Source organism: Aquirhabdus sp. (assembly GCF_046462495.1).
Taxonomy (GTDB): domain Bacteria; phylum Pseudomonadota; class Gammaproteobacteria; order Pseudomonadales; family Moraxellaceae; genus Aquirhabdus.
The window spans coordinates 747,916-763,504 of the sequence record NZ_JBKGVE010000004.1 but is presented as its reverse complement, the minus strand read 5'-3'; the positions used below and the strand labels follow the sequence as shown (position 1 = coordinate 763,504).

Annotated in this window: 10 protein-coding genes; all 10 read left to right on the top strand. The window is 46.7% G+C overall.

The window, feature by feature from the left end; translation table 11 throughout:
- The first annotated feature begins 223 nt into the window (after positions 1-223).
- The 10 genes from ACLHG7_RS07010 (at position 224) to ACLHG7_RS06965 (ending at position 15,539) form a co-directional block, all read left to right on the top strand.
- Positions 224-823: a hypothetical protein gene (locus ACLHG7_RS07010; protein WP_410210320.1), complete on the top strand. Its 600-nt coding sequence runs from the start codon at positions 224-226 to the stop codon at positions 821-823.
- 13 nt (positions 824-836) lie between these two features.
- Positions 837-3,866 carry a hypothetical protein gene (locus ACLHG7_RS07005; RefSeq protein WP_410210319.1) on the top strand — a complete coding sequence of 1,010 codons (3,030 nt, stop codon included), beginning with the start codon at positions 837-839 and terminating at the stop codon, positions 3,864-3,866.
- Between the two features lie 375 nt (positions 3,867-4,241).
- Positions 4,242-4,886 (top strand): hypothetical protein, encoded by a 645-nt coding sequence (locus ACLHG7_RS07000; protein ID WP_410210318.1) that lies wholly within the window; start codon positions 4,242-4,244, stop codon positions 4,884-4,886.
- 140 nt (positions 4,887-5,026) lie between these two features.
- Entirely contained in the window at positions 5,027-5,881 is an 855-nt protein-coding gene (locus ACLHG7_RS06995; RefSeq protein WP_410210317.1) for a hypothetical protein, read from the top strand.
- Positions 5,882-5,974: 93 nt separating this feature from the next.
- A complete protein-coding gene (locus ACLHG7_RS06990) occupies positions 5,975-8,185 on the top strand; it encodes a type I secretion system permease/ATPase (RefSeq protein ID WP_410210316.1) in 2,211 nt (736 codons plus the stop codon).
- Complete coding sequence (locus tag ACLHG7_RS06985) at positions 8,182-9,570, top strand: HlyD family type I secretion periplasmic adaptor subunit (protein WP_410210315.1); 1,389 nt, start codon at positions 8,182-8,184, stop codon at positions 9,568-9,570. Before ACLHG7_RS06990 ends, ACLHG7_RS06985 begins: the two co-directional genes overlap by 4 nt.
- Positions 9,560-11,062: a TolC family protein gene (locus ACLHG7_RS06980; RefSeq protein ID WP_410210314.1), complete on the top strand. Its 1,503-nt coding sequence runs from the start codon at positions 9,560-9,562 to the stop codon at positions 11,060-11,062. Before ACLHG7_RS06985 ends, ACLHG7_RS06980 begins: the two co-directional genes overlap by 11 nt.
- Before the next feature lie 84 nt (positions 11,063-11,146).
- Positions 11,147-11,506 (top strand): hypothetical protein, encoded by a 360-nt coding sequence (locus ACLHG7_RS06975; protein WP_410210313.1) that lies wholly within the window; start codon positions 11,147-11,149, stop codon positions 11,504-11,506.
- 309 nt (positions 11,507-11,815) lie between these two features.
- Positions 11,816-13,186, top strand: a complete 1,371-nt coding sequence (locus ACLHG7_RS06970) for a DUF2252 domain-containing protein (protein WP_410210312.1) — start codon at positions 11,816-11,818, stop codon at positions 13,184-13,186.
- Between the two features lie 274 nt (positions 13,187-13,460).
- On the top strand, positions 13,461-15,539 hold the full coding sequence (locus tag ACLHG7_RS06965; RefSeq protein WP_410210311.1) for a hypothetical protein: 2,079 nt from the start codon (positions 13,461-13,463) through the stop codon (positions 15,537-15,539).
- Positions 15,540-15,589: the final 50 nt, after the last annotated feature.

Sequence of the window (15,589 nt, the reverse complement as noted above, 5' to 3'; positions counted from 1 at the left end):
CAAAGCGATACCGGATATTGTATTTTTATCCATATTTCTGCTGTTTGTAAGTTTAGGTATAGAAGGTGGAGGGAGGATGGATGTTTAAGACAACAAAAGATAAATTCATAAAAACGGTGCAAGTTATCCAGGCTTAAGCCATGTTTTGCTTTGCACTTTATGGTATTTTACCATTCAGTCAATACCACTATATTCTAATTAATTTCAACGATTGAGCGTAAGAATGCAAGATGTAAGTTTCAAAAAGTGGTTCATAGCTTGGCTCAATATCATTAATGAACCACAAGGCTGGCGGGAGAAACTTTGTCAACTCTTTAGTCTTGCAGCTATTGCGACCCTATGTCTTTATCCTTTCATGGGTAATCTTTTACTCAGCGAACTATCTGGAAATACTCCTCCTACAGTCCCCTTAATTTCCTCAACTGGTAATTTTGAATACGTTTCAAACCCAAGTAATCATTCAAATCACTATGATGTTTATTTTCATACGCATGATGGAAAAACCTATCAAATGTCACAGTTTGTAGCTCCTTTATCAGTAACAAAGCTAGCCGAAAATAATCCAACCACACAATTTAAGGTACAAGGATTTATTTTGGCTAATGGAAAAGGTTCCTTTTATCCAGTAATTGTTAATGATTTAAATGATTACCCGATCATTAGTAAAGAATCGCTACTCGCAGAGCTTGCTCACAACAGACAAGCGGACCAAAGAACTGTAAACCTAATGTACTCAGCTACGATATTTTGTTTTGTTGGATTTATTATTTTTTCCTTTCTAACAATTAATAGAAAACTTTCTACCCAGACTTTCACTCAATAGGATCTTCAATTAAATGGCTAAGTTAGAAACCGCAGGCGATATTGGAAATTATGTATTAGATCTACTAATAGGTAGAACTATTGGCACATATGATGCTGCCAAATCTGCTACGGAAGCAGCCCATGCAAATGATAAATGGGTACAAGGATCAAAAGTTGCCGCAGTAGGTGCAGATATCATAGGATTTGCAGCAAGTGTAGCAAACAATGTAACGACTGAAAGCTCTCTTCTGACTCCTTCAATACGGGCAGTTTCAAAGGCAGCACCTATGCTCGGTTTTGCAGCATCCATAGTAGGAACAGCAAGACAAATACAAAAAGGCGGTTATGGAAGTGTTGGGATTGCGGATATAGAAGGAGTAATCGGGGCAGGTTTGGCGGTAGCAGCTGTGACTGTAGCAGCTCCTGAAATTGCTCTTGCACTTGGGATTGCAGCCGCAGTGTATACAGTTGCAGGTTTTAAAGACCAAGGAACTATTGATGCACTTAAAAATAATATTAGCGGATATTTCAATTCTTTAAGCCAAACTGATCAGGCTTCTTTTAATTTGAGTTTTAGTAACGCTTTTCAAAATACACTTGAAGGCGCTTCACTAGTACCTAAAATTGATAGTACATCTGGGTTAATTACTGGATACTCTCTCCAGAAGCCAATTTCAACAACTCCCCAATCTAATGGATCAGTAGTCACAACATTTGATGGCGGTGCCAAATACACAGCATATACCACTCCTCCCCAACAAATTAGTGCGGCAGGAAGTACCATCAATGGAAGTTCTGCAATAGGCAGTTGGACATTAAATAATAATGCTGTGCTTGGGGTTTATTCAGATAATAAATATGCGTTGTTATCTAATGGTGTAGTTGCGACATCAACTAGCGCAATTCTGACTACTAATAATTCTACGATTCTAGTAGGAAAAGGTACTACAAGCACCGTTATCGGAGATAAGAACACTATTCAATCTCAGGGAAACAGTGGCTCCATACTTAATGCTCAAGGTAAAGAACTTAATATCATAGGGATTGTTGGTAGTAGCTCTCTTAAACTCTATGGTGACGCTTCAAGTGCAATAATCGATGGGAAAGGAAGTACCATTTCGTCTTATGGTAATAGCCAAACTATTACTGCATGGAACCAAACCATAAATTTTGGTTGGGGCAATATGGCTACAACCGTAAAAGGTGACAACCTAACCATCAACGAATGGGCCGATTCCGGTTCATCTCTTGCTCTATCCGGCATTGGTCATGTTGTTCATGGCATTACAGGTTCAACTAGTTTAAATCTCTACGGCGACGGTAGCTCAGTTGCTGTCGATGGTGGTGGCAGTAAAATAGGTGTCTTTGGAAATAACCAATCCATTACTGCATGGAACCAAACCATAAATTTTGGTTGGGGCAATATGGCTACAACCGTAAAAGGTGACAACCTAACCATCAACGAATGGGCCAATTCTGGTTCATCTCTTGCTCTATCTGGCAATGGTCATGTTGTTCATGGCATTACAGGCTCAACAGCGATGAATCTATTTGGCGATGGTTCCAGTGCCTCTGTTTTCGGTGATGGCGGTTCTATCGGCTTAATGGCCGATAATCAAACTATCTATACGACTGGAAATATCAAAGTTAATTGGTCGCGTAGTGATCTGAACGCCGTAGTAGGTTTAATAGATAGCTCTGGAATGAAAGTCAGTGACACTGTCTACGCCCACGGTGTTAAAACACAAGAAGACACATATGTCGGATCAAATATATTAGCCGAGAGTCGATTATTTAATGCCGCTGGGAAACTAACCGATAAGATATCTTATGATTACAATGGGTTCCAATCAAAAGATGAAATCTACGATCCCAATACAGGCAAATTAACATCCAGTATAAAAATGTATTACGGATCGCCTGAAGTAGTCGAACACTATGATTCTGCTGGGAACACTACTCAGGTCGATGTTTATGCTGCTAATGCAACAAGAACAGGTGTAATTATTCATTCGATTCAGACATACACGAGTACTGGGAACCCAATTGCAACAACACTTTACGATGCGTATGGTCGAAAAACAGAAGAAGTGCGTTACGACCCAACCCAGAATTTTCGACGGCTTGAAGACACTCTCTACAACAGCGCAGGTCAAGTCACTTCTGATAAAAAATATGATATTGCAGGGCGCCTAATCTCAGATGGCACATCATCTCCGACGTCTAGCATTTCATCGTTACCGCGACCAAACTTAATACTCTCATTCAATGATGGTACAACTCAGTTGATCAACAGTACACTAAGCACTCTCCCTAATCTGCCACCGCCTAAATTAAAAGTGCCTTCAGTTACAATAATCAGTGACCAATTCATAAATAAATACTATTACCCTAATCTGGCCTCCTCATGTATCAACGGTGTTGACCCGATCATCCTCAACCTCCAAGGAAAACCAGTAGAAACCCAATCCCTCTCAGCCTCATTCACCTACTTCGACATGCAGAACAACGGTCAAGCTGTACAGACAGGATGGGCAACTGCGGGCGAAGGCATGCTGGTCTACAATCCAAGCAATCCTGATGGTGCAGTAACTCAAGACAGCCAACTTGTCGCGGGATTTTCAGTACTGCAAGGCATGGACAGTAACAGTGATGGCGTGTTTAACAGTCAAGATCAAGCATGGAAAGATATGCGGGTTTGGATTACGGATGGCACAGGTCATTTCAATGCGGGTCAACTCCACTCTCTTGATCAACTGGGCATTAAATCGATCAACCTGAATAGCAGTCATGTCAATCAAGACAACAATGGCAATACCATTCTGGATAACAGCACCTTCACATGGGCGAATGGCATGCAAGGAGAGATTGCAGGAGTAAATTTGGCGTTTAACCCCAATAACGTCCAAAATGCAGATGTTGCCGTCTCATCTATAGTCCATCACAGTGTTAGTCAATTGGTTGATGCGATGGGCTCTTTTGCACCGCATGGCGCAATTGCATCCCAATTCAATGCTGCCAATGACTCACAGACAACTCCATTGTTGGCCGCAGCTCGCTAAGAGCCTACTAGCAGTCGCCCACACATAAACCAAACCCCGCCTAAAAAGAGCATCACACCCCGTGATGCTCTTTTTATTTATGGGATGAATATAAATAAACAGTCGATAACATTATTTATAACTATTCCAAAATCTCAGAATAAATAGATATAAATGAATCACATTTTAAATTTTTCATAAACCCTCACTTACCTATTTTTCTCATAACTTAGTCATAACTAATTATTTATGGCATGGTCCGTGCATAGACTATGATCGACTTGTTGACCAAATGGTTCATTTTTACTCAAATCACAGGCATGCGCTTTTCTGATGATGAATGATTAAAAACGCCCTGTATTGCTGAGTGTAAATTTATTGAAGAAGGTAACGATTATGCAGCTCGACCAACCGCAACATCATGCCGCTCAAACGACAATGGCTCACACGCATCATCCGCGTCTGGCATTGTGTCACTCCATGACAGCGTCACATGATCAAAGCCGTGCGACATTGCGACGTGACCGACTCAAACGGGGATTGATTGCCAGCGCCATGGTGCTACTGATCATCCCGACCGCATACGCTAAGGAGAAGAAATTGACTACCCCCCTATCCAGTCTCGATATCAAAACCACGCAAGCCGCGACGGTGGTGATTGTTTCTCCTGATCAATCCTTTCGGGTGCGTTTAAACGAAGAGACACTCAAAACATCCGGTAAAAGCTATACCACCCAAGACCCAGCACGCATAGCCAGCCTCGTTAAGCTCTTAGAACACGCACACGTCAAGAGCAATACGGAAGTAGCGCATCCTTTTGAGCCGCGTACCGGGATTTTCCTGACGCTTGCGGATGGATCGCACGCAGACTTTTTGTTTGAAAAGGCTTTTGCCAATCAAACTCATTTAAACGGCACGCTGAATGGCAAAGCAATTACGGTAACCAGCACCCTCCCCCATACGCTGGATAGCTGGACCACAGAACAAGGCGCGGCCTTTGAACCTGCCAGATCTACGACTGAAAACACCGTACAAAAATAATGGAATGAAATTAAGACTGGGCAGTACCGCTGCTCAGGGCTTAAGTACTGCTGCCAGATTGCACCACCAGTCTGGGAGCTCTCTCGGTTAACCAGAGACACCCTTTGGTTAATATTTTAAAAACGTTAGGAGAAACAATCATGCCGACAGCGCATAACAGCACGACTGCGACTTGGGAAGAGATTTTCGAACGCAGTACTAATTTTGGACAATCTCTGGATCGATCCACAGCCAATGGGAAATCGTCTTCAAATTTAGCGACTACTGCCGCTATTACCGCCAGCGACTTCACCGTCAAAAATGCGACTGCAACCGACATCGCCAATTTGAATACCAGCTTGGCTTATCTGGAAACCAGTGCGACTGCATCATCCATCATCACAGGGCTGAAAAGTAAAAGCGTCAAAATCAGCATCATCCATGATGGCAATGACCGCTATAGCTCATCGACCAATACCATTTACTGGGATCCCAACTCAGCGCTGACTGTGCAAGACAATGCAACGGGCAAAGCGGTTGGCGTGCAATCCGCTGCGCTGGGTTTGATCCATGAAGGTGCACATGCGACTGATGCTAATCTGGCACTGCATGCTTCGACCTATAATGCACAATATGATGATGACGCAGAAGCCTATGCTGTCGGCAAAGAAGATATCATCGCAGGCGATTTGGGCGAGACCAAACGCTACAACCATGGTGGAGTCAATCTGCCTTATGAAGCCAATCCAACCGAACACAGCACGCCTAAAGGCGATGGTACCTATACCTATGCGGCATGGATCAATGGCGCGATTGTCAAAGGTGGGGTATATACCTTGGGTTCAGCGCCATCAACGCTACCTGCAATCACCGCAGCACGCAGTAATACCACCACAAGCAGCGTAGATCAATTGATCAGTGCTTTGGGTTCTTTTGCACCAGCTTCTGCAGCCACACAAAGCCTGTTTGCTGCAAATGACGCGCATGCTGCTCCACTACTTGCATATGCCCGATAAAAAACTCTAAAAAACAATGCGTTTTTACTGGCTAGATTTTTGTCTATATGGCAAAGTCTAGCCAGCGTTCTTTGTACACAATGATAATGACTTATGACCGATCCTTTGCCACAGATTCCTCCTACTGCACCCCAACCTTCCGCTGCTCCCCCCAGTCCAAATTCGGGTTTACATTGCCTCCTCATTATGGCCGGTTTACACGGTATTGCTGCGGATGAAGCACAGCTCCAGCATGAGTTTGGTCAGGAGGCATTTTCGACTCAGTCGGTTTTGCTGGCGGCCAAAAAGATTGGTCTTACTGCAAAGCTGGTGCGCCAGCCGCTTGAGCGATTGGATCGTGCGCCCTTGCCGGCGGTAGCGATCGACAAAGAAGGGCGCTATCTGATTCTGGCTAAAGTCGATTACAGCAATGCGGAAGCGCCACGCGTGTTGATCCAGCGTCCGGGTGAGCCCCCTGTCGTCATGGCTTTGGCAGATTTTGTTGAGCTGTGGAATGGCTCGCTGATCTTCTTTACCAGTAAAGCGACCTATGCGGGGGATATGGCGAAGTTTGACTTCACCTGGTTTATTCCGGCAATCGTCAAATACCGCAAACTGCTGGGTGAGATCCTGCTGATCTCTCTGGTGTTGCAATTGATTGGTCTGATTACCCCAATGTTCTTTCAGGTGGTGATGGACAAGGTGCTGGTCAATCATGCGATGAAGACGCTGAACGTGATTGCTATCGGGCTGATTTGCGCTACGCTGTTTGAGATTGTCCTTGGTGGCATCCGTACCTATGTGTTCGCCCATACCAGTAGCAAGATTGATGTGGAGCTGGGTGCCAAGCTGTTTCGTCATTTGCTGAGTCTGCCGATCAGCTATTTTCAATCGCGCCGTGTCGGGGATTCGGTGGCGCGGATTCGGGAACTGGAAAATATCCGTGCGTTCTTGACCGGTAATGCCATGACGCTGGTGTTGGATATCCTGTTTTCATTTATTTTTATTGGCGTGATGCTGTGGTATAGCGTCGATCTGACCCTGATCGTGCTCGCATCGATTCCGCTGTATGTGCTGCTCTCAGTGCTGTTCACTCCTGTGCTGCGTGCGCGCCTCAATGAAAAGTTTAATAAGAGTGCCGAGAACCAGTCCTTTCTGGTTGAGACCTTAAGTGGCATTGATACTGTCAAAGCGATGGCGGTAGAGCCACGCTGGCAGCAGAAATGGGAAAAACAGCTTGCCTCTTATGTGTCGGCTGGACTGTCTACTACCAATATTTCAACTGTCGCCAGTGGCGGGGTCAATCTGATCAGTAAGCTGGTGACTGCGGCTATCATGTGGCTGGGTGCAACTTTGGTGATTGATGGCAAGCTCACGGTCGGTGAGCTGGTCGCGTTTAACATGCTGGCGGGTCAGGTTTCCTCGCCGATTCTGCGTCTGGCGCAACTGTGGAATGACTTCCAGCAGGTCGGTATCTCCATGAGTCGTCTGGGCGATATTTTAAATACCAAAACCGAAGTCGTCGGGCAAAAGACGCGGATTCCGCGTGTTGCAGGGCAAATTGAATTTGATCAGGTGTCGTTCCGCTATCGTCCGGATACGCCCGATGTGCTGCGCAGTATTAACCTAAAAATCAATGCTGGTGAAGTGATCGGGATTGTCGGGCGCTCAGGTTCAGGCAAGAGTACGCTGACCAAACTGGTGCAGCGCATGTATGTGCCGGATCGTGGGCGAGTGCTGGTCGATGGACAGGATATTGGCATCATTGATACCACGTCACTGCGTCATCAGATTGGGGTGGTATTGCAGGAGAACATGCTGTTCAACCGCTCGGTGCGTGACAATATTGCACTGGCCAATCCTGCCCTGCCGATTGAATTGATCATGCAGGCTGCACAACTTGCAGGAGCGCATGATTTCATCTGCGAATTGCCGGAAGGCTATGACACCATCGTGGGTGAGCATGGCACAGGCTTGTCCGGTGGACAGCGCCAGCGCATTGCGATTGCCCGGGCGTTGATCAGTAATCCGCGCATTCTGATCTTTGATGAAGCGACCAGTGCGCTCGACTATGAGTCGGAAAAGATCATTCAGGACAATATGCGCCGTATCGCCGCAGGTCGTACGGTGCTGATCATTGCCCATCGCTTGTCTGCGGTGCGTGATGCCAGCCGTATTGTGGTCATGGAGCGCGGTCAGATTGCCGAGATCGGTAGTCATACGGAATTGCTGCAAAACCCTGAAGGCATCTATACCCATCTTTATCAGCTTCAATCCGGTTTACAAGACCCAACTGCTGCACCGCAAAATGGAGGTGTCGCATGAGTATTCGTCATCGTTTTGCAGCATCCAGAGAACTCTGGCGACGCTATAAAACTATCTTTGCCCATCACTGGGCGGAGCGCCATACGGTCAAGAGCGGTATCTTCAATGAAGATGAAGCGGACTTTCTGCCTGCGGCACTTTCCCTGCAAGAAAAACCCGCGTCAAAGACCGCGCATTTAACCGCGTGGCTGCTGATGTCCATCGTAATCATTGCGGTGATCTGGTCAATCTTGGGCAAGATCGATATCGTGGTCAATGCCACGGGCAAAGTGATTCCATCGGGCTATACCAAAACCATCGCTTCGGTCGAAGTTGCGGCGGTACGGGCGATTCATGTTGAAGAAGGTAAAGTAGTTAAGGCGGGTGATGTGCTGGTGGAGTTAGACGCCAGCGCCACCGATGCCGAGCACACCAAGGCTAAAGGCGATGCTCAAGTGGCTGCCTTGCAAATGGCGCGTTCTAAAGCCTTGATCAGTGCGGTTGATCATTTACGATCCCCGCAACTGGCTCATGTCGATGGCGTATCCCCTGCCGAATGGCAAGCCGAACAAGCCCATGTCGTCGGTCAGTATCAGGACTTCAAAACCAAGCTGGATCGAATTAATAGTGACATTGCCCAGTACTCTACCAACCTACCACTGGCTCGCCAACGCGCCAATGATTATAAAGCCTTAAGCCTTAATCATGATGTATCTGAGCATGCTTGGATCGAGAAAGAGCAAGCGCGGATTGAGCTGGAAGGTCAACTGAACAATGCTCGGGATCAACGTGCGGCCTTGATTGCCGAGACGAAAAAGAATGCCTTTGATGCCCTCACCGAAGGGGCAAAACTCAATGCCGCCAGCCAACAGGATGCCAAACGCGCGGGTGAGCACAGCAAACTGCTGGTGCTCCGTGCGCCAGTTGATGGCACGATTCAACAATTGAATGTGCATACGGTCGGCGGCGTGGTGCAAGCGGCACAGCCCCTAATGCTGATCGTACCCAAGCAGAAACAGGTTGAAGTTGAAGCCTACCTTGAGAACAAGGACATTGGCTTTGTCCATGAAGGACAGATTGCTGCGGTCAAGGTCGATGCCTTTGACTATACCAAGTACGGCACGATCCCTGCCAAGGTCACTCATGTTTCACGCGATGCAGTACAAAATGATCAACCAGAGCAAAATGACAAGGATGGTAAACCGATTCAGCGCACGGGCAATGGTCTGCGCTATGCAGTGCGCATTACCCTTGATCGCTCGACGATCAATGTCGATGGCACAGATCTACCGCTGTCTGCTGGGATGTCAGTCAATGCTGAGGTGAAAACTGGTACCCGCCGCGTGATCGAATACATCCTGTCACCGCTGGTACAGCATGAGCGTGAGGCTTTGCATGAGCGCTAATTCTCTACCAAACCATTTCCGTAAAACGGTCATGGTGATTGGGCTCGCAACGCTATTTACTGCGCCCAATGTGATGGCGCAGGATTGGATCAGTTCGGTCGGATCATCTATCGCAAGCTATCCAGCGGTGTTTGAAGATCCGTTGCATACGCGCCCTGAGATGTTGAAAACGGGGCAGATTCAACTGCCGGGTGACTCTCCGCTTACCCCTTGTGCTGTCGATGGGCGCAATTCATTGCCCGATGCCCATGTCCCTTTGACATTGACGCAGGCGATGGATATTGCGCTTTGCCACAACCCGCAGCTGAAGGGCACTTGGGCGGCGATTAAAGTTCAGGCGGCGGCTCTGGGTGAGGCGCGTGCGGCGTATTTGCCGACGCTTTCTGGCAGTATCAGCCGTCTGCGTGATCATACCCATACGCCCAATAATGCATTTCAGCCGTCAACGACTTTAAAAAACACGACACAATATGCGAGCTTGAGTTGGCGATTGCTTGATTTTGGTGGACGAGCGGCCAATCAGCGCTCGGCAATTGATTTACTCAACGCTGCTGAAGCCAGTCACAATGCAGCCTTGCAAAAGACACTGACCGATGTGATCTCGGCTTATTTCGATGCCCAAACGGCTCAGGCCACTTGGCTATCGAAACAGAAGATTGAAGGCTATGCCAAGGCGACTTTTGATACAGCGCAGCGCCGTGAGACACGAGGTGCGGGTGCTGAGTCCGATACACTCCAAGCACAAACGGCACTGTCTAAAGCCATGCTTGAGCGCAGCCGTGCTCAAGGTGGCTATCAAAAAGCACTATCGGTTTTGATTTATGCACTGGGGATTCCAGAGACCACGCAGCTTACGCTGGGTGAAGATTTAACGGATCAAACCAGTGCGTTGAAACAAGACCTGAGCGCGTGGCTTGCCCAAGCACAGGCTATGCATCCAGCGATCTTGGCTGCACAAGCCCAGTTGGCATCGGCACGGGAGAAGATTATCTCGACACGCTCAGAAGGACTTCCTTCGCTGGATCTGACCGCCAACTACTATCAAAACGGACGGCCTAATCAAGGACTGAATTCGACCAAAACACAAGAAACACTGGCAGGGATCACGCTAAATATTCCGATCTTCAGTGGCTTCTCCCAAACCTACAAGATCCGCGGTGCGGAAGCGCAAGCCGAGCAAAAACAGGCGGAGCTTGAGGATACCGAGAATCAGATCCTCCGCGAAGTGGTGAAAGCGCATGCCGATGCCAGCGCGGCGCTGGATAATCTGCAATATTCGGAGAACTTACTCACTGCAGCACAACGGGCTGTTGCCACGGTACAGCGTAAATATGATAAGGGCGCGTCGGATATTCTGGAAATCCTCAATACTCAGTCGTCGCTGTCAGATGCCGAGCAAGAGCGGATACAGAGTCTGGCGGATTGGCGTTCGGCGCGCTTACGACTGCTGACCAGTGTAGGGGTACTCGGGATGCAAGAGATGGGGCGGTAGGCTAGACTACTGCTTCATTAGATATGATTAGGAGGTATGTCAAAAATATGGCAATCTCAAGTGACTCAAAGATGAGAATATATTGTGGAAAATAATCTGCGTGTCGCTAAAGTACATTTTGCATTATCCGTTTTCTACGTCATATTTCTGATTATCTTTGTCCTTGATCGATTTCTGGGTCATTCGATGGAGAGCTTAGAGAATAAGATTGTAGACGTTGTCGCTATTGTTATGACTGTAACTCTTATAGGAGGAATACATTTCTTAATATCGCGCGGTGCCAAAAACAAAAAACCATGGGCACGAATTGCATCCATTATTGTTGCCTGTATCTTACTTGTGGGTATACCCATCGGGACGATGATTGGCATCTATTTACTGAAATACAATCGCTGGTCAAAGGATTACAACGCCACACCTTTGGTTGAAGGTGCAATTGAATAAAGCCAGAGTCCTATGCGAAGCATGGACATATTCAGAGTTTGGTGGGGTATGTATTAAAAAAATTTCAACTCCCCACCCGACCTCACATTTTCAGTGAATTTGACAGGTTGGTTCGTGAAATTTGCCGCACAGCCTAAGTCTAAGAATCACGACTGCAAAATCATTTGATCATACGGTTTAACAGAAGGTCATCGGATCAATCGCCCCTTGATCATTAACAGCTAAGTTTGGGCTAAGAATGACACGGTACTGTCATATTCGGGTGTTTAAATCTGGCGCAGTCTCATTCACCGTCGGATTACTTTCTCCATGTTTATCAAAAAATTGCCATCAATTCTAATGGGTACACTGCTTGCAGTAAGCATCACCACAGCCCATGCCGCAACCTCACGAACCAGTTGGGTTGTCAATCAGGTTTATAACTATAACCATCCTTATGCAGCGACTGACAGCACTGATCTGGCCACCAAAATGTCCACCATGGCTGCCAGTGCATTCAACTTCTACCGTGGCACCAATCATATTTACTATCAAGATACCTTAACCCTCCCTGCATCAAACTATGTCACCTCGCAAACGGGTTATACCTGGGTTGGCGGTGATGTGCATGTGGGCAACTTCGGTGGTCTACGCGACAGCAGTAGCAACTCAATCTTCTCTGTAAATGATTTTGATGAGGCCTACTTGGGTCAGTATGTGTGGGATCTGCGTCGTTTGGCGACCAGTCTGGTGCTTGCTGGTCAAGCCAATGGCATTTCCAACAGCGATATCACCACGGCGATCAATACGCTGGTCAGCAGTTATGCCAGCCAGATGAGTACATTTAAGGGTAGTAGTGCTGAACTGAGCTTCCAGCTTAAAAATGGCAATACCTCAGGTGCGGTACAGGATGTAATCAGCGCATCGAGTGGCGACAGTCGCTCTAGCCTACTTAGCAAATACACCCAGCTCTCTGGCAGCACCCGCACATTCCAAAACATCGCAGGTACGCTGGTTGCAGTCAACAGTACCACTTATAACAACATCGCCAATGCGATGAGCAGTTATATCAGCACGATTTCTTCGGGCAAGCAGTATGCATCGAGCTATTACGCCGTGAAAGACATCCATCAAAAACTTGGTTCGGGTGTCGGTAGTCTGGGCAAGCTGCGCTATTACGTGCTGATCGAAGGTCCTTCGACAGCGACCACGGATGATGTGATTCTGGAAATCAAACAAGAAGCCAGCAGTGCAGTGTCTGTCGTGGATCCTGGTCAACTTGCACCAAGCTACTATGGCAATCATGAAGGCGGTCGTGTGGCGCTCAGTGCCAAGGCGCAGCAATTGAATGCCGATGTGTTGATTGGTTATACCACCATCAATGGTCTGCCGTTCTACGTGCATGAGAAATCACCTTATGCCGAAGATTTTGATTCAACCAAGCTGTCTACTGCGGGCAAGTTGAATACTGCGGCGACCTATTTAGGTCAAGCATTGGCCGCGGCGCATGCGATCTCGGATCAGGATTACAACAGCAGCATCGTGACCTATAGTATCGACAAGCAAGTGACTGATGCCATCACCAGCACCAGCGGTTTACAATCTGAGATTTCTACTTTTGCCTTTAACTATGCGGCACAGGTGAATCTGGATTGGCAGAGCTTTGTGTCTGCTTATAATGCAGGAACACCGCTTTATTAAATTTCAGTAAGGTTGACTAGCTGTAGAAAAGAAAACCCATCAATACGATGGGTTTTCTTGTTGTGACTTAAGAGTTTCATAATACGTGGCGCTTTGACCCAACTTACAAGATTATTCTCTTATTTAATATAAGACTTTTAAAATTTTCGTCTGAAAAATACCGATTAAACATTGCCATAATGTATCCTCTCACAAATTTCTTGACCAAATGAAAAAAGGTTTCTCAATGCGACAACATCTATGGAAGTTTCTAATCATAAGCGGTCTAATCAGCATGCTTTCAGCTTGTGGCGGCGGTTCTGACTCAACGGGAGCATCCACAAATTCTGGCTCATCCACACCTCCAGTGACAAACCCACCCCCTGTTACCCCTACTCCAGGTCCAACGACAGCCTCCCCAGATGTAGTACTCGTTGCCGCAAACATTCACGCTGGCGATCAAACTATCACAGGCTTAGCAGCTCGGTTTAATAATCCAGTCGATGTTGCAGCGGATAGTCACGGTAATGTATATGTTGCAGACAACTACAATAATGCTATTCGAAAAATTACACCTAGTGGCTTTGTAACAACGATAGGACATACGAGTAATAATGGCGGACTAGATTCAACTGGCGTAGAAGCTCGCTTTAATAGCCCATCCAGTATCGCTGTGGATAGCAAGGATAATATCTATGTCGCAGATACGAATAATGTCATTATTCGAAAAATTACACCCTCTGGCGTAATCAGCACTATCGCAGGGAAAGCATATACTCCAGGCAGTGCCGATGGCACAGGTTCAGATGCACGGTTTAATCAGCCTGTCGGTATTACCGTTGATAAGAATGGAAATATTTACGTCTCAGACGCTGGTAATGAAAATATCCGTAAAATCACAGCAGATGGTGTGGTAACAACCCTAGCAGGTTCTGTAAGTACATCGGCGATCGCAATTGACGGTATTGGTACTGCAGCACATTTTAGGAGTCCTAAAGGCATCGCTGTAGACGACAATGGGTACATCTATGTTGCGGATATGATGAGCAGCACTATCCGTAAAATTACACCAAGCGGTGTAGTGACTACACTTGCGGGTACATCCAATGTCTTTGCATATGCCGACGGCACTGGTGCAGCCGCAAAATTCGATTATCCTCAAGATGTCGCTGTAGACAAAAATGGTAACGTCCTCGTTGCTGATAATGGAACAATCCGTAAAATTACGCCAGCAGGCGTGGTTACAACATTAGCGGGACAGTTTGGTGTAAGAGGTCATGAAGATGGTATCGGCGCTGCGGCCCACTTCTACGGTCCAACTGGCGTTACTGTAGATAGCACTGGCAATGTTTATGTCGCGGACTCTAATAACAATCTTATTCGTAAAATTACGCCAGCAGCAGCGGTGACGACTATAGCTGGCATGGTCGACCAATATGGAAGTTACGGGAATAGTGCAGGCAATCCCACGGGGGCTGCCGTGGATACTGATGGTAATACCTATATCGCCGATTGTTTCAATAACACCATTCGTAAAATTACATCCACTGGCGTTGTTAGTATTCTTGCTGGCATCGCAGGCAAACGTGGAAGTACAGATGGAGATGGCTCAACGGCTTTATTTTACTACCCTACAGGGGTTGCCGTTGATAGTGCAGGGAATGTCTATGTTGCAGACTCTGGTAACAATACAATCCGTAAAATTACGTCTTCAGGCGCGGTCACAACTCTAGCGGGCACTGCAGGTAAACAAGGTAACTTTGACAGTACAGGGGCAGCAGCACAATTTTATAATCCACATGGTATTGCTGTAGATCAAAGCAGTAACGTTTATGTCGCTGATACGAGTAACTCAAGCATCCGCAAAATATCGCCAACAGGTGTGGTCACAACGATTGCAGGAATGATAGGTAATCTCGGCATGGCTGGTAGTACCGATGGTTTTGGTTTCAATGCTGAATTCTTCCAACCCACGGGTATTGCTGTGGACAAGAGTGGCAATGTATATGTCGCTGATTCTGAAAATAGTACTATTCGCAAGATATCAGGTAATCAAGTGACCACCTTCGCAGGGACTGCGGGAATACAAGGCGCATTAGATGGAACAGGATCAACGGCACAGTTTTATTATCCTACCGGGATATCCACAGATAGTAGTGGCAATGTCTATGTCGCAGATGCTGGGAACAATACTATCCGCAAGATCACCCCATCGGGCATCGTAACAACTGTCGTGAACAGCAGCAATGCACTTGGAGTTAAACTCAAATCACTAACAAATGCAGAGCTTCAACCCACAGGAATCGCTGTAAGTCCAAAAGGACAACTTATAATAACCAATAACAGCGCTTTATTGGCAGTTACTGGGTTTTAAAACCTCGCGTAGTAGGATGTATGAATCAAAAGAAGACCCTTCATAACGAT

Bases quoted from the DNA above. Each gene is read 5' to 3' on its own strand.
- ACLHG7_RS07010 (WP_410210320.1), top strand. From the start codon at position 224: ATGCAAGATGTAAGTTTCAAAAAGTGGTTCATAGCTTGGCTCAATATC.
- ACLHG7_RS07005 (WP_410210319.1), top strand. From the start codon at position 837: ATGGCTAAGTTAGAAACCGCAGGCGATATTGGAAATTATGTATTAGAT.
- ACLHG7_RS07000 (WP_410210318.1), top strand. From the start codon at position 4,242: ATGCAGCTCGACCAACCGCAACATCATGCCGCTCAAACGACAATGGCT.
- ACLHG7_RS06995 (WP_410210317.1), top strand. From the start codon at position 5,027: ATGCCGACAGCGCATAACAGCACGACTGCGACTTGGGAAGAGATTTTC.
- ACLHG7_RS06990 (WP_410210316.1), top strand. From the start codon at position 5,975: ATGACCGATCCTTTGCCACAGATTCCTCCTACTGCACCCCAACCTTCC.
- ACLHG7_RS06985 (WP_410210315.1), top strand. From the start codon at position 8,182: ATGAGTATTCGTCATCGTTTTGCAGCATCCAGAGAACTCTGGCGACGC.
- ACLHG7_RS06980 (WP_410210314.1), top strand. From the start codon at position 9,560: ATGAGCGCTAATTCTCTACCAAACCATTTCCGTAAAACGGTCATGGTG.
- ACLHG7_RS06970 (WP_410210312.1), top strand. From the start codon at position 11,816: ATGTTTATCAAAAAATTGCCATCAATTCTAATGGGTACACTGCTTGCA.
- ACLHG7_RS06965 (WP_410210311.1), top strand. From the start codon at position 13,461: ATGCTTTCAGCTTGTGGCGGCGGTTCTGACTCAACGGGAGCATCCACA.